The sequence below is a fragment of the Gemmatimonadaceae bacterium genome, from assembly GCA_035633115.1.
GTDB lineage: Bacteria > Gemmatimonadota > Gemmatimonadetes > Gemmatimonadales > Gemmatimonadaceae > UBA4720.
On record DASQFN010000023.1, the window covers coordinates 1 to 19,784 of the forward strand.

A 19,784-nucleotide genomic window follows, 5' to 3' on the forward strand; every position below is an offset into this window, starting at 1 on the left:
CCACACGTACACAGTCCGCGAGCGCGTCGTCGAGCGTCTCGTAGTGCTGGATTCGGCCGATGATGTCCTGCGTGTCGTGCGCAACGCCGATCAGGCGATAGGGATCATAGGCGACGGGTCGTACTAGCCGGAGGCTGGACACACCCATGTTCTTCATCGCGCGGATGCCCGCCGCGATGTTTATGGGATCCTGCGGCTCGAAGAGAACGACATTCACCGCCGCCAGACGGGGAGTGGGCCCGCTCATACGAATGCCGGCCCCGAATGCGACGCCAGACGCGCACCCGGGGCCGGCACCTCAGCTTTCACTCAGGCGACAGGTCGGCCCGTGATGAGGCGATAGATGATCACGATCACGGCAATCACGAGAAGCAGGTGGATGAGACCGCCACCGACGTGCACCACGAAGAAGCCAAGAATCCAAAGGATGAGCAGAACCATCGCGATCGTCCACAGCATGTTATGCATCCTCGCTAAAGGTGGGCCCGCGATCACGCGGTGTGCCCGTTCCTGTGGCAACTGTCATACCGTAAATGCACTTGGTCCGCAGTCCGCACTGCGGACCGGCAATTACCGTGGCGCGCGCTCGACGAACGTCGCGGGGTCTCGCTTCGCGGGAACGTGCTGGTCCTCGTGCAGCGCCTGGCGCCCGAGGAGAATTCGCGTCGCGCGCACATCGTGGCCGATGTCGATCAACAGGAGAGCGAGGTCACCGCTTCCCCAGAGAAGTCCGGCCAGCACGATGAGACGGCTCACTTCGCCAAGCAGCGTGGGTATGGCCGCCGTTCCCTGTGCAATCAGTCCGGTGACAACTTCGGACAGCAGGAGAATCAGCAGTACCACGGCCATCAGCTTGAACAGACGGGAGAGATAACCGAGACCGATGTAAGGCTCGAGATCGGCGGATCTCACGGGCATCGCTGGGTCCGCGCGATGCGGCCTGATCAGATGACGATCCTTGTGCGGCTCGTCTGATCCTGATGTTTCCGGCGCGGGCGGGGCAGTCGTGACGTTGTCCATTAGTTAGTCTCCGGTTCCGATCCAGCGTGCGGGGTAACCACGCGTATCAATATGAGCGAACGGGCCGTGGGCAGAAGTGCCCGCATACACGCCGACTCCCCCTATCAGCGAAGGATGTGCCGCTTCGACGCGGTTGGCGGCCTCCAGTATCACCCTGGCGTCACCAATGTTCACCCTTCCGTCGCGATTCAGGTCATCCATGTTGCCGTTCCCGTCGTTGTCGATGAAGATGTCGGCTGCGTCGCCGTACATATGGCGGCTGAGGGCGGCGCGTCCACGCGTATCCCCGCCGCGCACGTTGTACTGCGGCGTGCGGAAACCGCTCATGACGATCACGCGGTCAGTGCGAATTCCGTGCGCGCGCAAATCGTTGAGCACCAGCTCCAGCTTGTCCACGAGCTTCATCTTCACGACGATGTACTTGGGCCACACTGCCTGCTGGTCGTGCGGAAAGAAATCTTTCAGCTTGAAGTGGTCAGAAAGCGCGGTATTCTGCGTCGCCTGCGTGACCTCGATAAATCCGCCTGGCGGAGTGTAGTCCGCCCTCGCCGATGCGCGCGATGCGCGCGCGGAGGGCCAGTTCCCGATGTAATAGAGGCCGATTTTCGCCGATTTCTTCTGCGAAGCGGGGAAAAGCGTGATCACTGAGAAATCCGTGATCGGCCTGATGGCATTCCCGACCGCAATGGCGAGCGACCAAACTCCCGTTTTCCTCGGGGCCGTCAGCGCGGCCGTGGATTCGGCCGCGGCGCCGGACGAATACGTGGCGACCACCCCCGAAGGAAGCTTACCGCCCGACAGCGCCTCACCGGGCTGCTGAATGCGCGCCCTAAGCTTGCCGCTCTCTCCGCGCAGGGGGTCGACGACAGTCAGCGCGGCGTCCGTGAGATAAGCCATCGACGGCGCGTCTTTTTCCGTCAGAGCGCTGGTGAGAATTCCGGCCGCCGGTGAAGCATGAGCGGCGCGGCCCGTTACTCGCGCGAGAGCTATCGACCACGACCATGCGACTGCAAAAAAGAGAATGACGAGGGTCGATCCGACGTTGAAGACTCGCTCTCCCCGCGGCGTGATTCCCTTCGCCCTGGTGCGTCGCTCGAGTCTCTCAGACTCGCCTCGAGCGAGGTCCGGTATGGTTGACCATAGCTCGCTAAAGGTTGAATTTGCCTTGCGCCTCTCCTGCACTTCCTTTTTTGATCGCTGCGTCAGCGGCATTCCCTCTCTCGGTAACTCATGGACCAGCTGCGCGAGCTCTTCGCGAACCTCTCGGACCTTCCCGCACTCATAAAGTGGGCCGGATACTTCGGCATGACCGGCATCGTCTTCGCGGAGACCGGACTTCTCGTCGGATTCTTCCTGCCCGGCGACTCACTGCTGGTTACGGCCGGACTGGTGGCCGCCCGCGGGCTCATCGATGTATACCTCCTCGGGCTCCTATTGAACACCGCCGCAATCCTGGGCAACTCGTGCGGGTACTGGATCGGCCGCACGACGGGTCCACGCATCTTTACGCGCCAAGATTCGCTCCTGTTCAACAAGAAGCATCTTTTCAGCGCCCAGGCGTTCTACGCACGGCACGGACGCAAGACGATCATCCTCGCGCAATTCATGCCAATCATCCGGACGTTCTCACCGGTCGTGGCCGGAGTCGGCCGGATGCCGTACCGCCAGTTTCTGATCATCAGCATCATCGGAACGATCTTCTGGGTATGGAGCATGCTGTTCACCGGGTATTTCCTCGGAAGATATATTCCGGGAATCGACAAGCACATCGAGATCGTGGTGCTGATCGTGATATTCGTCTCGATTCTGCCGGGGATCATCAGCTGGTGGCGGCAGCGCGGCACCGCGCCCGCGGCGACACACTAAAAAACAGAACCGGAGTTCGAATGGCATTCACTCTTCCGCAGCTTCCGTATGCATTCGACGCGCTCGAGCCGCATGTCGATGCAACGACAATGTCCATCCATCATGGCAAGCATCATCAGACTTACGTCAATAACCTGAACGCAGCGATCGAGAAGTCCCCGGAGCTAGCCGAGAAATCGCTCGACGATCTGATGCGCGGAATCAACAGTGTTCCGGAAGCAGTGCGGGCTGCAGTCCGCAACAACGGCGGCGGACACTGGAACCACTCGAAGTTCTGGGAATGGATGAAGCCGGGTGGCAGCGAGCCGACGGGCGCGGTAGCGGATGCAATTCAGGATTCGTTCGGCGGGCTCGACAAATTCAAGGAGCAGTGGGCCGCGGCGGGCGTTGGAAGATTTGGCTCGGGCTGGGTGTGGCTGCTCAAGGACGGCAACAAGCTGTCGATCACGAGCACGCCGAACCAGGACAATCCGCTGATGGAAGGAAAAACGGCGATTCTCGGGCTCGATGTCTGGGAGCACGCGTACTACCTGAAGTATCAGAACCGCCGCCCTGATTACATCGCAGCGTGGTGGAACGTCGTGAATTGGGACGCCGTAACCGCCGCGTTTGAGAGCTAGGCCCTCCAGGCAACCGGGCGAAAGCTTATCGGGCGCGCGATAGCAACCGCCGCTGAGCTTCAGCGAGTGACGGGCCCAGACTCAGCGGCTGCGCGTGCGCCGACGTTACGAGCCCGGCTCATTATTGCAACCGCGATTGCCCTGGTTGGTGCATATCTCATTCACGTCGAGTACGGCCGGCTGCCAAACTTCCACACGGACTTTGGCATGGCCTGGTTCGGCGCGAGCGCGCTGGCGAATGGCGACAATCCTTATTCCCTGATTGGTCCCGGGCGAGCTTTTGATTACGGGTGGCCACTGATTTACCCTGCCACCGCGCTGGTTGCGGTGATGCCACTGATGGCTCTGAGCGAGCACGCTGCTGCAATCATTTTCGTCGCGATCTCTACGTTTCTGCTGGCCTTTGGCGTGACGCGAAACGGTTGGCACCTCCTGCCCCTTTTTGTCACTGAGCCGTACGCAAACTCGGCTCGCCTCGGTCAATGGTCGATTCTGCTCACGGCTTTTCTTTTCTTTCCCTGGGTTGGACTCGTTCTCGCCGCGAAGCCCCAGACGGCGATCCCGCTGCTGCTCGCAACTCAGTCCCGCAAGGCACTTGTGTTCGCGTTGATCGGGGGCGTCGTGCTTACCGGTATCAGCCTGGCGCTGTTCCCCGGGTGGCCGCTCGTGTGGATCGAGGGAGTGCGTAACGCACGTTTCATGGACCCCCCGATCACGCGGTTTGGCGGGTTTCTTGTGTTACTGGCTCTCCTCCGCTGGCGGCGGCCGGAGGCGTGGCTGATAGTCGCGCTCGCGTGTATGCCTCAGGCGTGGGGGTGGTACAACACTCTTCCCCTTTTCACGATTCCGGCGACGTGGCGCGAATCGGTGGCGATGGCGGTGGTCGCGACCGCCGGAGCCTGGATCGCAGGATCGTCCTTGCATCCGGTCGCTTCGCTCGCCGCGCTCTACGATTGGATCGGAATGCTGATCGTTTTTTCTGTGTACCTGCCGGCTACTGTCCTGGTCCTGCGAAGACCTAATTCTGGACCGTCGCCCGCTTGGCTACGGCTTCTGGTTCAGCGCGATCGTTCACCGAACGTCAACCAGGGGTAACTCTTTCAATCAGCGCGCAGCATCGCCTTCGAGATACGTGTACCCCTCGAGGCCCGCTACATAATCCGCAATGAACGTGTTCGCTTCCTGGCGCGTGATGCTCGTTGCGGCAGCGACCTTGCGCCGGAAGGTCGCGAGCAGATCCTGCGCTCGAAACTGAACGTAGGCCAGGACTTCTGTCACCGTGTCGCCGTGGACGAGCTCGGCAACCTCGTAGCCGTTCTCGGAAAGACGGATGTGGACGGCGTTGGTATCGCCGAACAGGTTGTGTAGATCGCCCAGAATTTCCTGATACGCACCGGTTAAAAAAATGCCGATGATGTACTGATCGTCATCGTCGGTGAAGGGATGCAGCGGCAGACTCGGCTTTGCTGCGCGATCGCCGATGAATTGCTCGATCCGCCCATCAGAATCACAGGTCACGTCCTGAATTGTGGCGTTGCGCGTCGGCTGCTCGTCGAGCCGATGGATCGGCATCACGGGAAATAGCTGATCAATTGCCCAGCTGTCCGGCAGCGATTGGAAGAGCGAGAAGTTGCAGAAATACCGATCGGTCAGAGTCGCCTCGAGGTCCTCCAGTATGTCTGAGTACTCCTCGCGATCGAGCTGTGCAATCCGCTCCACAGCTATGATCGTCGCGACGTAAATCTGTTCGGCTAGTGCGCGCTCGCGCAGTGTGAGGACGCCGCTGCTGAACAAATCCTGCGCTCGCTCCTTTGCGTACGTAGCGTCGTGATAAACCTCGCGCACGCGCCTTTTGCTGATCGCCTTGTAGTCGGCCACCATCTCGTGAAGAAAAGTGTGGTGGCCCTTTTTCAGAGCCGGCACACTCGTCTCGGCCTGGGACTCGACATCGATGACGCTCAGGAGCAGCAATGCGTGATGCGCTGTCAGGGCGCGGCCTGATTCGCTGATGATATGCGGCATCGGCAGCGATTGTTCACGGCATGACTCGGCAAGCGTGTACACGACATCGTTGGCGTACTCCTGAAGCGAATAGTTGACACTCGCCTGCGCTGTCGAGCCCGACCCATCGTAATCAACGCCAAGTCCTCCTCCTACGTCGACGTGCGTTACATCAACACCCATCGTGCGGAGCTCGGCATAGTAACGCGCAATCTCCTGCAGTCCCGCCTTGATGTAGCGGATGTCGGTGATCTGTGACCCAAGGTGAAAGTGAATCAGCTTGAGTATGTCGAGGCGTCCCAGCGCCTTGAGCCTGTCGACCAGCTTCACCAGCTGCGCGGTGCTGAGCCCGAACTTGGATTTCTCACCCCCGCTCTTCGCCCATCGCCCGGAGCCTTCCGAGTGAAGCTTGATTCGGACTCCCGCCGTCGGAATCACATCCAGCTCATCGGCAATCTGGAGCAGCACGTCGACTTCACTCAGCTGCTCGAGCACGATGAACACCTGATGCCCGAGCTTCTGCCCCATCAACGCGAGCCGCATGAACTCCTCGTCCTTATATCCGTTGCAAACGATCAGATGGTCCGTATGCTCGGCGAGCCCCAGCACCGCCTGCAGCTCAGGCTTGCTGCCGCATTCGAGACCAACGCTCGATTTTTTCCCGAACTCAACGATCTCTTCGACTACGTGCCGCTGCTGATTCACCTTGATGGGATAGACCGTGGTGTACGCCCCGGTGTACTCGTACTCGGCCATCGCGTGGGCGAAGCGCGCGTTCAGGGAGTCGATCCGCGACCGGAGGATGTCGGAAAAACGCAGCAGCAGAGGAAGCCCGACGCCCTGCGCTTCCAGATCGTTTGCCAGCTCGAAGAGATCGAGCTCGCGCGAAGGATCGTTGAAATCCGGCCGCACCACCACATGGCCCTTGTCGTTGATGTCGAAATAGCCGATTCCCCAGCCCTCGATATTGTAGAGCGAGCGGGCCGTCTCGATCGTCCACGGCTCGGGGGATTTAATGACTGTTTCCGGCGGATTCTCAATGGAGGTCATTCGAAAAGTTTACGGCATGACGGTGCGATTCGGTACCGCTCGATGGCACGGCTATTCGACTTATGCAGTTCGCTTCCGAACGAGCTGTCGGCGAATGAGCTCCGCCCATGCGGGCAGCGGTCCCTCATTCGGGCGACGCAGAACTATGATTGTCGCGGGAATGTAGGACGCTGCCATCAGCATCAGCGAAGAGCGCGGGTACAGATCGAGTATTCCATCGCCGAGGCCGAACGCCATCTCATATGCCAGTGGCGCCATCGTTGTCACCGCGAGCACAAGACTTTCGCGAAACGTCTCTGCAACGAGCAGGAGCAGCACCAGGTCCCACCAGCCCGTTGTCTGAGGAATCAAAGCCATCGCGGCGACCAGCCGCGCTTCGGGTCGTCGCCAGCGCAACAGCGCCGCCAGAGCGAGAAATCCTCCGGGACGAAGAATCGGCGCGATCATGTGTGTCTGTGAACGCACCGCGCTAAGCCATTCCGCCGGCCAGTGAGGAACAAACGCCAAGGCGATCAAAAAGAGAATCGCGCCCCCCACTATCGCGATCGTAAAGGCTCGAACGGAGCCTGTACTCGCGAGGAGCACCAAGCCGAGCGTTGGCTTCGCCGCCCAGGTCCATGCAAGGGCGGGCAGGAAGAATCCCGCAGCAATCAATGGCGAAAATTGAGCTTGGTGAGCGGCGGTCAGAAAAGGCAGCGAGACGAAGATCGGAAGGCGATCCCACCCCTTTTTGGTGACGGCATACGCAAGCACGGCCGAAGCAATAAACACGAAGACGGCCGATGCGACGGCCTCGTCAAGCAGGCCAAGCGGCAAAATCACCACTGCGGCGGTCAATGGATAGAAGAGCGGGAATTCGAGATGGTAGACCGCCGTCGGTCCAATCAGTTGGTAGGGATCGGCATGATGAAGCATGGCCGACGCGGCGAACCACAGCTGCCCGAGATCGGTGATGGCACCGGGCCCTTTCAGTCCCACGAGAGTGAGGGACATTCCGAAAAAGCCGATGAAGCTCGCCACGAGAGCTCTCTGCCAAATCGGGAGGTCCGCGGTGCGGAGCGGTGGTTCGGCCGGTGGCCCGCTACGCTTCATATTGGAGACTACGGCCCGCTAGTCGACGCATCTTGATTCAACGAAGCCGTTCGATTCCGAACGAGCTGTCGGCGAATGAGCTCCGCCCATGCGGGCAGCGGTCCTTCATTTGGTCGACGGAGAACGATGAGCGTGGCGGGAATGTAGGACGCTGCCATCAGCATCAGCGAAGAGCGCGGGTACAGATCGAGTATTCCATCGCCGAGGCCGAACGCCATCTCATAAGCAAGTGGCGCCATCGTCGTCACCGCGAGCACAAGACTTTCACGAAACGTCTCAGCAACGAGCAGGAGCAGCACCAGGTCCCACCACCCCGTAGTCTGAGGAATCAGAGTCATCGCGGCGACGAGGCGTGCCTCGGGTCGCCGCCAGCGCAGGAGCGCCGCCAACGCTAGAAATCCTCCAGGACGAACAATCGGCGCGATCATGTGTGCCTGCGGACGGACGTTGCGAAGCCATTCTGCCGGCCATTGAGGCACAAACGCCAGGCCGATTAGAACGAGAATCGCGCCTCCCACTATCGCGATGATAAAGGCTCTAACGGACCCTGTGCTCGCGAGAAGTGCCAAGCCAATCGTTGGCTTCGCCGCCCAGGTCCAGGCAACCGCCGGCAGGAGGAATCCCGCGGCAATCAATGGTGAAAACTGAGCTTGGTGAGCGGCAATGAGAAAAGGGAGGGATACGAAGATCGGCAGACGATCCCATCCCTTTTTCGTGACTGCATACGCGAGCACGGCTGACGCAATGAATGCGAAGACGGCAGACGCGACGGCTTCGTCGAGCAGGCCGAGCGGCAGAATCGCCACCGCGGCGGTCAAAGGATAGAAGAGCGTGAATTCGTGGTGGTAGAATCCCGTCGGTCCAACCAGCTGGTAGGGATCGGCGTGATGAAGAATGGCCGAGGCGGCGAACCACACCTGCCCGAGATCGGTTTGGCCAATACCGCCTCCTTTCATCAGCCCCCTGAGCGTAAGGGACATGCCAAACAGTCCGATCAGCATCGCGACAATCAGCCGCTGCCATCTCGGCGCATCCGGCGTGCTGTCGAGCTGCCCGGCCGACGGCACGGAGGCCGTCACAGTATCGTTTCGCGGGACGTCACGGATAGAGCGTTTGCATTGTCCAGCTCTCGCCCATGCGCGAATAGAGATGTCGCTCGTGCAGCCGACCAGGTTTGCTTTTCCAGAATTCGATGTGGTCCGGCTGCAGACGGAATCCTGACCAGAACGGAGGGCGAGGTACCGCTATGCCCTCGAATTCTTTTTCGTATCGCGCGACGCGTTCCGCGAGGTCGTCTGCCTTTTCGATAGGCTGGCTCTGAATCGATGCCCACGCGCCAATCTGGCTGTCGCGCGGGCGAGTCGCGAAGTATTCGTCTGCCTCCGCGTCGCTGATCTGACTGGTCTGTCCTTCGGCGCGAACCTGCACACCCAGAGTGGGCCAGTGAAAGCAGATTGCGGCAACCGCGCGCGTCCGCAGCTCACGCCCCTTTCGGCCTTCGAGGTTTGTGTAGAACACGAAGCCATCTTCGTCGACTGCCTTCATCAGAACAATTCGCGCGGATGGAGCGCCACTCATCCCGACGGTCGCCAGCGACATCGCGTTGGGCTCGGGAAGCACTGCGCGGTCTACTGCTTCCGCCTGAGCGTAGAGGCGTTTGAATCTGCTGAGTGGATTCTGGACGGGATACGAATCCGGCACGTTTCCTCAGTACTGCGGGAACGTGGGATCCACTTCGCCCCGCCACCTCACGACGCCACCGTCCAGATTGAAAACGTTCCGGATGCCCGCGCCGGCAAGTTTTTGCGCGGCTTCCGCGCTACGCCTTCCGGTTTTGCAGTACACTACCGTGTCCCGCGCGGGGTCGAAGGATTCCATCTCGAGCTCTAGCTGACCGAGGGGAACGAGCCGCGCGCCGTCGAGCCGCGCGATCTCCCACTCATAAGGCTCACGCACGTCGACGACATCGATGTCGTCACCGCGATCGAGCCGCAGCGCCAGCTCGAGCGGGTCGATGGAGCGAACGGCATTTACGTCGCACGCTATTTCGTAGTCGACGAGACTGCCGCTCGCGGAGGCCCCACAGCTCGGGCACTCGGGATCGCGCCGAAGCTCGACAGTACGAAAGGCCATTGCCAGCGCTTCGAACAACAGCAGCCGGCCCACGAGTGGCTCACCGATGCCGGCGATGAGCTTGATAGCCTCGGTTGCCTGCAACGTACCGATGATTCCGGGAAGCACGCCCAGCACTCCGGCTTCAGCGCAATTCGGAACAGCGCCCGCAGGCGGGGGCTCTCTGAACAGGCAGCGATAGCAAGGGCCGTCCTTCGTGGCGAAGACGGACAGCTGTCCCTCGAAGCGATGCACGCTTCCATACACGCACGGAATTCCGGAGATCACCGCTGCATCGTTCACGAGATACCGTGTCGGGAAATTGTCGGATCCGTCGAGGACTATATCGAAACCCTCGAGGATCGACAGGGCATTGGCAGCCGTGAGACGCGTGTCGAAACTTTCGACTTCTACCGCGGGGTTCACTCCCTCGATACGCTCGCGCGCCGCTTCGATCTTGGACCGTCCGGTATCCGACGAAGAGTAGAGGAGCTGGCGATGGAGGTTGGACTCCTCGACGCGATCGAACTCAACAATTCCAAGTCGCCCTACGCCTGCGGCGGCAAGGTAAAGAGCGGCGGGTGAGCCGAGCCCGCCGGCACCCACGATGAGGACGCTCGCAGATTTGAGCCGGCGCTGTCCCTCGATGCCGAAAGACGGAAGCGCGAGCTGCCGCCCGTACCGCCTGAGCTCGTCGGCACTGAAGGTCGAGAGATCAGTCTCTGGGCGCGTCATCGGCAGAATCGATATTTGCGGGTGGAGTGGTCGACGTAGGCCGTTGACGAAGAATAACGGGTGGCCCCGCGGCAGGAGCGCCGGATCGCCGAAACACCGTGGCCGTCGTGTCCCGGTACCACATTCGCCACGCCGGCTCCTTCGCGAGCGCTTTCGCCAGCGTGCCTTTGCTCTTCACCAGCACGGTCTGAACATTCCACCGGTCGAGCTCCGCCTTCCATTCGGGCTGTACTTCATCGATGCGCGTGAACGTCGCAATCGTCGTGTCCGAGAACTTGAGTGGATCCACGTGAAGAGGAATTCCCGGCCACTCGAGGAGCAGGTAGCCGCCCCACGTCCACTGGCTGAATACCCGACCGGACAGTCCGGCGCGTCGCGCGCTGTCGACGGCAACTACGGGAAATTTTCCTGAGTCGAAGTGGTCGGCAATCACTGCTTTGCCTCCAATTCGACCATGGTTCAAACCGAGTGCAACGAGTGCCAGCGCGACCGGCATACTCCACCATCCGACGCTCGCTCGTGCGTCGAGACGCACGAAGTCCTGGAACCACGGAAAGCGGCGTCTTGCTTCCGGCCAGGCGCGGCCGGTGTGCAGCGCGATCAGCGGCCACGCCGTAACACCAAAAAGGGCGATGTTGCGAAATGATCGGAGCCCGAAGAAAAGGCTGAGCACGACGACTGCCAGCCAGCGAAAAGGCATTCGCCGCAGGGAAAGCGAAAACAATGCAACTGTGAGAAGCACTACGATCAGAAATGGAAGGCTGGCGAGCTCATTGAATTTCGGCGGCAGGTATTCCTCGATCCTGGTCGCGAGTGAGGAGCTCGTCACCGCCGAGAAAACCTCGCGATGCAGTCCGATGCCGTAGGGATTCACGAATGTCCCGGCAGTGCCCGCGACGAGCAGCAGCGAGTCGCTGCGCGCACGTTTTAGCCGTTCCGATCGGTTAGCTCCGGCGAGCGCCTCCGCGAGGTCGCCGGCAATGTACGCTCCAATGAGGAGAAGGCCGTACAGCCAGGCACCATGCAGGTTCGCCCATAATGCGAAAAGGCCGAAGAAGAGAAAGGCGCGACGTGGTCGTGCGGACTCGAGGAGAAAGAGCGTCAGCGCCGAGCCGACAATAGAGAACATGTGCGGCCGGGTAAGCCAATGACTCAGGCCGAGCGCGAAGCTCACGAACGCCGCCGCGAGTGCCCATCTCGCGTCTACACCCTTGCGTTTGAGAAAAAGCAGAACGGCAGCGTGGGTTGCGGCAACGATGATGGCCGTTAGAATAGCCAGGAGTGGCAATCCGCCGGCGCGATAGAGCAGCGCAAAGATCACTTCGCTCAGCCAGCCGTGGGCAACCATCGGCTCGGTGGCGGCGGTGTATGACGCGAGGCTGTGCGCAGGGAGGTCGTGTGAGCGAAGGATTGTTTCGCCCATCCGTATGTGTCCTGCGAGATCGCCGTCGCTTTGAGTCAGTCTGACGGCGGCCCTGGTCGCCTCGATCGGGGCAACTACGATGAAGAGCAGGTCGGCGGAGGAGGGTATGCGGGAGGCGTGCACAGCGGCTAAGCTTAATAGGCTTTACGACCTATTGCGCATTTCATGTCTCGCTAATAACCTGTGAGCGCAGTTGAGTTTGGTACACATGTTTGTGCGAGTTCCGGTCTGAATGTCGGAAACGTAACTCAGCCTCCCGCGACGTAGCTTGCTTCGGCTTTTGACAAGCACTGGCGGCGTGAGGGTATCGCTGTTGCCCGGCATGCACCCGACGGACTACGAACGGCAATCGCAACCCGTTAAACCGGAGCCTCGCGTGACACGACTCAAAACCGCACTTCGCAATCTGCTTCACAGTGAGGATGGTGCCTCGCTCGTCGAATATGCGATTCTCCTCGCGCTCATTGCAGTTGTCGCCATTTTCTTTGTCACGACGTTTGGCCCCAAGGTCAGCAACAAATTCAGCGAGGTCACCGCGAAGATGTAACGCTGAATGGCATTAAACGTTCAAGGCACCGGACGGTAAATAGCAAATAGGTCAAACATCCCATTAGGTGTCATGCTGGAGCCCATATAGAATTGATGCTCCGACGTGACGTGTCGTTCGAACGGTCGTCGTGACACCTGACATAAGTCGGCGGATCAAGCAACCTAAAGTGAGGGCGCCATCCTGCTCCGACTAAACCTTGTCGTAACACTTCTACCGGAGAACAGCATGAAAAAGCTTTCCACCGCAGTTCGCAACTTCGTCCGCGAGGACGACGGCGCCGCACTCGTCGAGTATGCCATTCTCGTCGCGCTTATCGCCGTAGTCGCGATTTTCTTCGTGACGAGCCTCGGAACGAAGGTCAGCCAGAAATTCAGCGGCATCGCAGGCAGCCTCTAGGCAGCGCCAGAGCTTCGGACCTCAACGATCGTTGTGGTCCGAAGCCCGTCGGTGCCGGCGGCAGGGTAACGGGGCAGCGCAAATGCGCTGCCCCGTTTCGCTGATTGGACTGATCGCAAACCAAGTGGCGGCCGATGTTTACTATTGCATATTGCCTGATCGCGTCATAGCATGTTCACCTCGGAACTTCGGCATGGATCTTCACAAGGTTTGCTTCATTTTCCCAGTCGTGGAGCAGCTGTCCACCAACCGTTGAAAAATGGTTGCCCAGTGAGCTTCGATATTTTTCATTTCACCTACCCAAGGACCTGACCATGTCGCAGCTCGCTAGCGCGGTTCGCAACTTCATCCGTGATGATGACGGCGCAGCACTCGTCGAGTACGCAATCCTGGTGGCTCTCATCGCCGTGGTCGCGATTTTCTTCGTAACCAGTCTCGGAACGAAAGTCAGTGAGAAATTCAGCGGCATCGCAGGGAGCCTCTAATCCGGCTAAGGTGGATCGGTCGTAAGCGTCGAGAGTGTTCGTCGGGGATGATTGGGGGCTAGCGTGGGGCGCCGTCTTCACGCTGCTCCTTGTATATGCGGCGTACGGTGATGTCAGAACGCGCCGAATTCCAAACCGGCTGATAATTGCGGTTGCGCTTCCGGGGATCTTGTTTTCTGTGGCATTCGCCTCAGTCGGTCCCGGGCTCCTCCACTCAGTGGAGGGATTCGGAGTGGGGTTGTTGTGCTGGCTCCCCTTCTATATTGCAGGCTGGCTGGGCGCGGGAGACGTGAAATTGTTCGCGGCGGCGGGATTGTGGCTCGGCCCGTTGCGAACGCTGGAGGCAGCAGTCATTGCCGCATTGGTTGGAGGCGTACTGGCAGTGGTGTGGATGGTCGTGATTTACGGGATGCGGCGGTCGGCTTCGACACTCTCGCTGGCAGTCTCGCTTCCTTCGATCCTGGCGACTACCCCGTCGCCAGAGCGGGCTCGCAGGACGTTGCCTTACGGCGTCGCCCTCGCGATTGGTGCGCTCAGCGCGGGGTGGTTGCCCGGCAGGTGGCTGCTTTAACAGTGCCGAAGAGGCGCGAGAGCCGGATTTCTGACTGATTACATGTAGTTCGGGGGCGGGCGAATCGATGGCTCGCCGCGATCGCGATTCAATACGGGAAGGAGCATGGGCGGACGTTACAAGATGATATTCTGGGGTGCGCTGATTGTCGCGGGGATAGCGACGTTCGGGGCGTATCGCTTGCTTTCCGCAAGAAGCGATTCCGGGAAGGTCCCAATGGTGCCGGTGGTCCTTGCGGTACACGACATTCCTGAAGGGGCGTCTATCGAACGCTCCGCTGTCACGGTTTCCACCTGGGCCGCTCCCACAGTACCCGTGGGTGCCTACTCGACTGTGGACTCTGTAATCGGCCGCGTTACACGCGTGAACGTGTTCAACGGCGAAGTTATCGTTCCCGGCCGCCTCGCGCCTGCGGGCACGGGCCCTGGAATCGAACTCAAGATTCCGCCCGGACAGCGTGCGATGGCTGTCTCGATCAACGATGTTGCCGGCATCAGCGGGTTGATTCAACCGAACAGTCGCGTAGACGTGATGGTCACCAGCACCGACCTGGCGACCCAGAAACAGACAGCAAAGCTGTTCATGGAGAACATGCGCGTCTTGTCGGTAGGCACGGCGATCCAGAGGGACGCTTCGGGGAAGCCGATCTCCGCGCCAAGCGTAACGCTTGGGGTTACGCCAGAACAGGCGGAGCGTCTTGCAATTGCCATGAATCAGGGCGCAATTCAGCTCGTGCTGCGCGGCTACGGGGATCCCGACAGCATTCGCACGAGGGGCGCGACAACAAGCGACGTCTTCTCCCAGCTGCGGGGAGCTCCGCTTCCCCCGCCAGTCACTGCCGAAGCCCCGCGGCGCGCATCCTCGCCCCGTCGCGCTGCGTTGCCGCCGCCTCCCGTCATCATCATGCGTCCGCCTCCGGCCCCGCCGCCGCCGGATTCAGTGATCGTTCATGTTTACAGGGGGGGCAAGGGGACCCCGGAAAAGTTCGACACGACCAGGAAGCGGTGATGCGCACTTCCCGCCACCGACCTTCGCGCGAAACCACGCCCTTTTTTTCCGGAGGCCCGTCTGAAAGTCCCCGCTAATTTTCGCTTCGTTACCTTCGGACTCGTTCTCGTTGCCATTGCCGCTGGCGGTCCGGCGCATGCTCAGGTCGCGCCGTCGCCCGCTGCCGTTCAGTCCGATCCCATTACGCGCGTGGACCTTCCAGTCGGACGGGCATACCCCCTAACGACACCGGTCACCATCACGAGAGTCTCGATCACGAATGCCGAGATCGCAGACGTGATCGTCATCAGCGCACGCGAGCTCGTGATCAACGCGAAGGCGGCCGGAGAGACAGACGCCCTTCTCTGGCTGGCCAATGGGTCGCGCCAGCATTTCCGGATCTCCGTCCACTCGCCGTCGGACCGGATGCAGATCGCTCTCTACATCAAGATGGCCGAGGTGCGGCGGGATTTTATTCGGAACATCGGGCTCTCGGCACGTTACAACAACGCCGGCACACGGGTGGGGACGGGTCAATTCAACACCGATAACGCGTTTACCCCCGACGGCAAAGTGGTTATTCCGAGCGCCGGATTTCTCACCGTGCTAACGGATTTCGGTACGAAGAACCTGCTCGCACTGCTCAACCTCGAAGAACAGAACGGTCGGGCGAGAACGCTGGCGGAGCCGAACCTGCTCGCCGGCAACAAGGAAGAGGCGACATTTCTCGCTGGCGGCGAAGTTCCTATACCTGTCGTTCAGAGCATCGCCGGAGGCCAGGGCAGTGTCGCGCCGGTCACGATTATCTTCAAGGAGTTTGGAGTACGGCTCCGTTTTGTTGGCGAGATTCTCAGCGATAGCCTCATCAAGCTCAATGTGCGACCGGAAGTGTCCAGTCTCGATTTTGTGAACAGCGTATTGCTTTCCGGATTCAGAATCCCTGCCTTCCGTACACGGCGCGTCGAGACTACAGTCGACGTGCAGCGCGACCAGAGCATGATCATCTCCGGTCTCTTCAGCGACGAACAGGAGCGGGTGCGCACGGGTATTCCATATCTCATGGACATTCCAATCATCGGCGCACTTTTCTCGAGCACGAGATGGCAGCACGCCCAGACGGAGCTGCTCGTTGTGGTTACGCCGGTGCTCGTTGACCCGCGCGACCCTCGCCCGCAGGACGTGTTGCGGCTTCTTCCCGACACGGCTCTGCCGGCGCGCGAGGCGATACAGAAAAGACTGCAGCCCGGCAGCCGGCCGCCTTCACCTATTATTCGTTGATGGAAGTGATCTGATGCAGCGACGAGCCCTCATCGCGGACAACGCGGCTGGTCCCCAGACCGCCGTGGATGCAGTGCTCGCGCGTTTCGGGTTCGTGCGGACCGCCCAGGTTCCGGATCGCGATCATGCTTTCGCGAGGATGCAGGATGAGCGCTTCGATGTGGTGGTAATGCCGCTCAGGGATATCACTCCCGCTGAGCTGCTCGCCCTGGAGCGCGAGATCAGGAAGGACACGAGCGTCTCGATAATCGGGACCGCGCCCGCCGCCGAAACGGATCTGATCATTCGTGCGATGCGCGCCGGCATTCATGAGTTTCTGGTCTATCCACCGTCCACCGAGGAGCTCGCAGGCTCGGTAGAGCGGCTCATGCGGCGCTCGAACGACGGCGTGGAGCGGGGCGAGTTGATTGCCGTGTACAGTGGCAAGGGCGGCCTTGGTAGCACCAGTGTTGCAGTAAACCTCGCTCACGCGTTTGGAAGTAACAGAACAGATGCCCGCGTGGCTCTTGCGGACCTCGTGGTTTCGGGAGGTGACGTTCGCGTCTTTTTGAACCTGAAGCCCGCATACGATCTGAGTCACCTCGTCGCGAAAGGCAGCCAGGTGGACGAGGAGCTTCTCAACTCTATACTCAGCCCCTGCCCCGGCGGGGTCTGGGCGCTGCCCACCAGCGAGAATCCGGAGCCGGAAGAGATGTTCGACGCGGCATCCATAGGCTCGATCCTCGACCTGCTGCGCCTGCACTTTGCTGAGACTGTTGCCGATTGTGAGCATCATCTGAGCGAGAGAACCCTGACGGCGCTCGACGCAGCGGATAGGATCATCCTCGTCACGCAACTGTCGGTGGCTTCGCTCCGCAGTACCCAGCGATCTCTTGGACTGTGTCGTCGATTGGGCTATGACGAGAGCAAGCTCTGCGTCGTGGTAAACCGGTATCAGTCGGCGGATGTCCTGCCGATCCAGGATGCGCAGGATCTCCTGAAGTGGCCGATTTACTGGAAGCTGCCGAACGACTACCGATTGTCGGCTGCTTCTCTCACAAAGGGAGTGCCGGTAGCCGTCGAGGATCCGGGGTCAAAGCTGGCTCGCAGCTACACGGATCTCGCCGCAAAACTCGCCGGAACCGCAGGCGCAACCGCCGGGTTCGCCGCCGCCCGCAACGGAAAGGGTGGATCACGGATCAAGCAGCTTCTTGGCATTGAAAGGAGACCTGGACATGTCGCTTAAGGATCGTCTGACCCGCCGGAACGGAGGCGCTCCAGCAAACGCGCCGGTTCTCGTTCCGGCCGCGCCTATCCCCGAACGGCCGCAGCCGGAGCGCCGCGGAACCGGCGCCACCGTAACCTCCGGCATGTACGGGAGACGCATCGAGGACGAGGTCCTTTCTGCCATCGATCGCGTAAAGATCGATCTGCACCGGAGGCTCATCGAGCGCCTTAACCTCGAGGCACTCGAGCAGATCACCGATGAGAGGGTCGTAAACTCCGAGATACGCGCGGTTGTCACCGAGCTCCTCCGCGAGGAGCCGACGCCGCTCACGGTCGCTGACCGCGAGAGCATCATCGAGCAGGTTCTCTATGAGATCACTGGCCTCGGCCCGATCGAGCCGCTCTTCCGCGACCTGACGATCAGCGACATCCTCGTGAACGGCTCGAAGGAAATTTTCATCGAGCGTTACGGAAAGCTCATACGCGTGTCTGCCACGTTCCGCAATGACGCACACGTGCTGGCGGTCATCGATCGCATCGTGAGCAGGATCGGCCGCCGCGTGGACGAATCCTCGCCGATGGTCGACGCGCGGTTGCCTGACGGGTCGCGCGTCAACGCGATCATTCCGCCGCTCGCGGTCGACGGTCCCGTGCTGTCGATCCGCCGTTTCGGCGCCGACCTCTCGATAGAAAAACTGATCGAGGGCGGCAGCCTGACTGAGGACATGGCAAAGATGCTCGCCGGCTGCATCGCGGCACGCCTCAACATCCTCATCTCGGGCGGGACGGGCGCCGGAAAAACTACCCTGCTCAACGCGCTGACCTCTTTCATTCCCGCCGACCAGCGAATCATCACTATCGAAGACGCAGCTGAGCTGCGCCTTCAGCAGGAACACGTGGTGCGGCTTGAAACGCGGCCTCCGAATGCCGAGGGACTCGGCGAGGTAAAAGCGAGCGACCTGCTGAAGAACGCGCTGCGCATGCGCCCCGATCGAATCATTGTCGGCGAGGTGCGCTCCGCGGAAGCCCTCGACATGCTTCAGGCGATGAACACCGGACACGAAGGCTCACTGTCCACGATTCACGCCAACAGCCCACGTGACGCGTTGTCGCGCCTCGAAACGATGATCCTGATGGCAGGCTCGAATCTCCCCGACCGCGCCATGCGAGAGCAGATAGCGTCCGCGCTCGATCTTATCGTTCAGGTATCGCGGCTTGCCGATGGCTCCCGCCGTGTGGTCAGCATCGTCGAGATCACGGGCATGGAGGGACAAGTGACCGCGACCCAGGAGATCTATCGCTACAAGCGCCGGGGAATATCGCCTGATGGAATGGTGATGGGCGGTTTCGAGCCGACGGGAATCAGACCGGCATTCAGTGACCGCCTCGCCATCGCCGGAGTTGAGCTGCCGACTGGCATGTTCTCGGAGATGTACTCGCGGTGATTCTCGTCCTCATCGCGATCTTTCTGGCGACCCTGGCGGTTATTGTCGGGGGCTACGTTTTCGTTAACCGCCGGACGCTGGCCGAATCCGACATAGCGCGCACTCGGCTGCAGAAGGTGGAGATCGAGCGCACCTGGAAGCTCCTCAAGGAAGTCCGGTCGAGCGACCTCGGTTTCATCGAGCGGATTCTGACAGGGCAGAGCTGGGTAGAGGGGCTCACGATCCAGCTTCAACGGGCCGGCACGGATCTCAAGCCCGGAGCCTTCGTTCTCATGGTGGCGACGTCCGGGTTCGCTGCGACGTTCCTGGCGGCCCGGATGGAGTCTCTAATGCTCGGGCTGGTCGTTGCCCTTTTTGGCTGGGCAGCACCGTTCCTGTGGCTGCGGTGGAGGAAGCGACGCCTTTTGAACGCCTTCGAGAACCAGCTTCCAGATGCGATCGACATGCTGGTGAGCGCGATGAAGGCGGGCTATTCGTTTCAGGCAGCAACGCAGTTCATCGGAGAGGAGTTGATTGCGCCAGCCGGCCCGGAGTTCGCCCGCTTCTATGACGAGCAGCGACTGGGGATCGAGGTGCGGCAGGCATTGCTGAATCTTCAGGACCGGATGGACAGCCTCGATTTGAAGATGTTTGTGACCGCCGTGCTCATTCAGCGCGAGACTGGTGGCAACCTGGGTGATGTACTGGGCAATCTCGCCGACCTCATTCGCGGGCGGATCGCAATGAGAGGACATATCCAGACGCTCGTTGCTGAGCCGAAGATGTCCGCAAGATTTCTCGCGATCCTGCCGGTCATCGTCTTCTTTCTTCTGAAAGTCGTGAGCCCTAACTTCGTGCAACCGCTGACGGAGAATCCCTCGGGCCGGCTAATGCTCGGATCGGCGATAATAATGGTGGTGATCGGGTACTTCGTGATGATGAAAATCGCCGACGTCGACATATGACCC

At 60.6% G+C, this 19,784-nt stretch carries 22 protein-coding genes; 12 read left to right on the forward strand and 10 right to left on the reverse strand.

From position 1 onward, the window contains the following. The 4 genes from VES88_02525 to VES88_02540 form a co-directional block, all read right to left on the reverse strand. Positions 1-247: TrmH family RNA methyltransferase (locus VES88_02525; protein HYN80348.1), on the reverse strand; the 247-nt coding region annotated here is incomplete at its 3' end. 62 nt (positions 248-309) lie between these two features. After that, positions 310-459, reverse strand: a complete 150-nt coding sequence (locus tag VES88_02530; protein ID HYN80349.1) for a lmo0937 family membrane protein — start codon at positions 457-459, stop codon at positions 310-312. A 111-nt stretch (positions 460-570) separates the two neighbouring features. Beyond that, positions 571-1,020: a hypothetical protein gene (locus VES88_02535; protein ID HYN80350.1), complete on the reverse strand. Its 450-nt coding sequence runs from the start codon at positions 1,018-1,020 to the stop codon at positions 571-573. Positions 1,021-1,023: 3 nt separating this feature from the next. Then, positions 1,024-2,232 carry a D-Ala-D-Ala carboxypeptidase family metallohydrolase gene (locus VES88_02540; GenBank protein HYN80351.1) on the reverse strand — a complete coding sequence of 403 codons (1,209 nt, stop codon included), beginning with the start codon at positions 2,230-2,232 and terminating at the stop codon, positions 1,024-1,026. A gap of 18 nt (positions 2,233-2,250) precedes the next feature. Between VES88_02540 and VES88_02545 the strand changes: the two genes are divergently transcribed. The 3 genes from VES88_02545 to VES88_02555 all read left to right on the forward strand — a co-directional run bounded on the left by VES88_02545 (position 2,251) and on the right by VES88_02555 (position 4,601). Next, positions 2,251-2,886 carry a VTT domain-containing protein gene (locus VES88_02545; protein ID HYN80352.1) on the forward strand — a complete coding sequence of 212 codons (636 nt, stop codon included), beginning with the start codon at positions 2,251-2,253 and terminating at the stop codon, positions 2,884-2,886. Positions 2,887-2,906: 20 nt separating this feature from the next. After that, positions 2,907-3,506 (forward strand): superoxide dismutase, encoded by a 600-nt coding sequence (locus VES88_02550; protein ID HYN80353.1) that lies wholly within the window; start codon positions 2,907-2,909, stop codon positions 3,504-3,506. Positions 3,507-3,572: 66 nt separating this feature from the next. Continuing rightward, a complete protein-coding gene (locus VES88_02555) occupies positions 3,573-4,601 on the forward strand; it encodes a hypothetical protein (protein ID HYN80354.1) in 1,029 nt (342 codons plus the stop codon). A 9-nt stretch (positions 4,602-4,610) separates the two neighbouring features. On the opposite strand, the gene speA is transcribed toward VES88_02555, so the two are convergent. From speA to VES88_02585, 6 genes are all read right to left on the reverse strand, one after another. Continuing rightward, positions 4,611-6,557 (reverse strand): biosynthetic arginine decarboxylase, encoded by a 1,947-nt coding sequence (speA, locus tag VES88_02560; protein ID HYN80355.1) that lies wholly within the window; start codon positions 6,555-6,557, stop codon positions 4,611-4,613. Between the two features lie 60 nt (positions 6,558-6,617). Beyond that, a complete protein-coding gene (locus VES88_02565) occupies positions 6,618-7,577 on the reverse strand; it encodes a hypothetical protein (protein HYN80356.1) in 960 nt (319 codons plus the stop codon). 80 nt (positions 7,578-7,657) lie between these two features. Beyond that, entirely contained in the window at positions 7,658-8,728 is a 1,071-nt protein-coding gene (locus tag VES88_02570) for a hypothetical protein (GenBank protein HYN80357.1), read from the reverse strand. Between the two features lie 19 nt (positions 8,729-8,747). Continuing rightward, positions 8,748-9,350, reverse strand: a complete 603-nt coding sequence (pdxH, locus tag VES88_02575) for a pyridoxamine 5'-phosphate oxidase (protein HYN80358.1) — start codon at positions 9,348-9,350, stop codon at positions 8,748-8,750. Between the two features lie 6 nt (positions 9,351-9,356). Beyond that, positions 9,357-10,496, reverse strand: coding sequence for a molybdopterin-synthase adenylyltransferase MoeB (gene moeB / locus VES88_02580; protein ID HYN80359.1), 1,140 nt, complete (start codon positions 10,494-10,496; stop codon positions 9,357-9,359). Continuing rightward, positions 10,477-11,919 (reverse strand): hypothetical protein, encoded by a 1,443-nt coding sequence (locus VES88_02585; protein ID HYN80360.1) that lies wholly within the window; start codon positions 11,917-11,919, stop codon positions 10,477-10,479. Before VES88_02585 ends, moeB begins: the two co-directional genes overlap by 20 nt. 376 nt (positions 11,920-12,295) lie before the next feature. Between VES88_02585 and VES88_02590 the strand changes: the two genes are divergently transcribed. From VES88_02590 to VES88_02630, 9 genes are all read left to right on the forward strand, one after another. Further along, positions 12,296-12,466 carry a Flp family type IVb pilin gene (locus tag VES88_02590; GenBank protein HYN80361.1) on the forward strand — a complete coding sequence of 57 codons (171 nt, stop codon included), beginning with the start codon at positions 12,296-12,298 and terminating at the stop codon, positions 12,464-12,466. A 228-nt stretch (positions 12,467-12,694) separates the two neighbouring features. Continuing rightward, a complete protein-coding gene (locus VES88_02595) occupies positions 12,695-12,865 on the forward strand; it encodes a Flp family type IVb pilin (protein HYN80362.1) in 171 nt (56 codons plus the stop codon). 314 nt (positions 12,866-13,179) lie between these two features. Next, on the forward strand, positions 13,180-13,350 hold the full coding sequence (locus VES88_02600) for a Flp family type IVb pilin (protein HYN80363.1): 171 nt from the start codon (positions 13,180-13,182) through the stop codon (positions 13,348-13,350). 34 nt (positions 13,351-13,384) lie between these two features. After that, positions 13,385-13,921, forward strand: a complete 537-nt coding sequence (locus VES88_02605; protein ID HYN80364.1) for a prepilin peptidase — start codon at positions 13,385-13,387, stop codon at positions 13,919-13,921. A 105-nt stretch (positions 13,922-14,026) separates the two neighbouring features. Beyond that, a complete protein-coding gene (gene cpaB, locus VES88_02610; GenBank protein ID HYN80365.1) occupies positions 14,027-14,929 on the forward strand; it encodes a Flp pilus assembly protein CpaB in 903 nt (300 codons plus the stop codon). 189 nt (positions 14,930-15,118) lie between these two features. Further along, entirely contained in the window at positions 15,119-16,186 is a 1,068-nt protein-coding gene (locus tag VES88_02615) for a pilus assembly protein N-terminal domain-containing protein (protein ID HYN80366.1), read from the forward strand. Between the two features lie 13 nt (positions 16,187-16,199). Further along, the gene (locus tag VES88_02620) at positions 16,200-17,411 is read left to right on the forward strand and encodes a P-loop NTPase (protein ID HYN80367.1); all 1,212 of its coding nucleotides are present in this window, start codon (positions 16,200-16,202) and stop codon (positions 17,409-17,411) included. Further along, entirely contained in the window at positions 17,401-18,837 is a 1,437-nt protein-coding gene (locus tag VES88_02625; protein HYN80368.1) for a CpaF family protein, read from the forward strand. Before VES88_02620 ends, VES88_02625 begins: the two co-directional genes overlap by 11 nt. Next, positions 18,834-19,781: a type II secretion system F family protein gene (locus VES88_02630; GenBank protein ID HYN80369.1), complete on the forward strand. Its 948-nt coding sequence runs from the start codon at positions 18,834-18,836 to the stop codon at positions 19,779-19,781. The genes VES88_02625 and VES88_02630 overlap by 4 nt, the downstream gene beginning before the upstream one ends. The last annotated feature ends 3 nt before the right edge of the window (positions 19,782-19,784 follow it).

What these genes read in the sequence shown, in the direction of transcription:
- VES88_02530 (HYN80349.1), bottom strand. Translation starts at nt 459, where the DNA reads ATGCTGTGGACGATCGCGATGGTTCTGCTCATCCTTTGGATTCTTGGC.
- VES88_02535 (HYN80350.1), bottom strand. Translation starts at nt 1,020, where the DNA reads ATGGACAACGTCACGACTGCCCCGCCCGCGCCGGAAACATCAGGATCA.
- VES88_02540 (HYN80351.1), bottom strand. Translation starts at nt 2,232, where the DNA reads ATGCCGCTGACGCAGCGATCAAAAAAGGAAGTGCAGGAGAGGCGCAAG.
- VES88_02545 (HYN80352.1), top strand. Translation starts at nt 2,251, where the DNA reads ATGGACCAGCTGCGCGAGCTCTTCGCGAACCTCTCGGACCTTCCCGCA.
- VES88_02550 (HYN80353.1), top strand. Translation starts at nt 2,907, where the DNA reads ATGGCATTCACTCTTCCGCAGCTTCCGTATGCATTCGACGCGCTCGAG.
- speA (HYN80355.1), bottom strand. Translation starts at nt 6,557, where the DNA reads ATGACCTCCATTGAGAATCCGCCGGAAACAGTCATTAAATCCCCCGAG.
- moeB (HYN80359.1), bottom strand. Translation starts at nt 10,496, where the DNA reads ATGACGCGCCCAGAGACTGATCTCTCGACCTTCAGTGCCGACGAGCTC.
- VES88_02585 (HYN80360.1), bottom strand. Translation starts at nt 11,919, where the DNA reads ATGGGCGAAACAATCCTTCGCTCACACGACCTCCCTGCGCACAGCCTC.
- VES88_02595 (HYN80362.1), top strand. Translation starts at nt 12,695, where the DNA reads ATGAAAAAGCTTTCCACCGCAGTTCGCAACTTCGTCCGCGAGGACGAC.
- VES88_02600 (HYN80363.1), top strand. Translation starts at nt 13,180, where the DNA reads ATGTCGCAGCTCGCTAGCGCGGTTCGCAACTTCATCCGTGATGATGAC.
- cpaB (HYN80365.1), top strand. Translation starts at nt 14,027, where the DNA reads ATGGGCGGACGTTACAAGATGATATTCTGGGGTGCGCTGATTGTCGCG.
- VES88_02620 (HYN80367.1), top strand. Translation starts at nt 16,200, where the DNA reads ATGCAGCGACGAGCCCTCATCGCGGACAACGCGGCTGGTCCCCAGACC.
- VES88_02625 (HYN80368.1), top strand. Translation starts at nt 17,401, where the DNA reads ATGTCGCTTAAGGATCGTCTGACCCGCCGGAACGGAGGCGCTCCAGCA.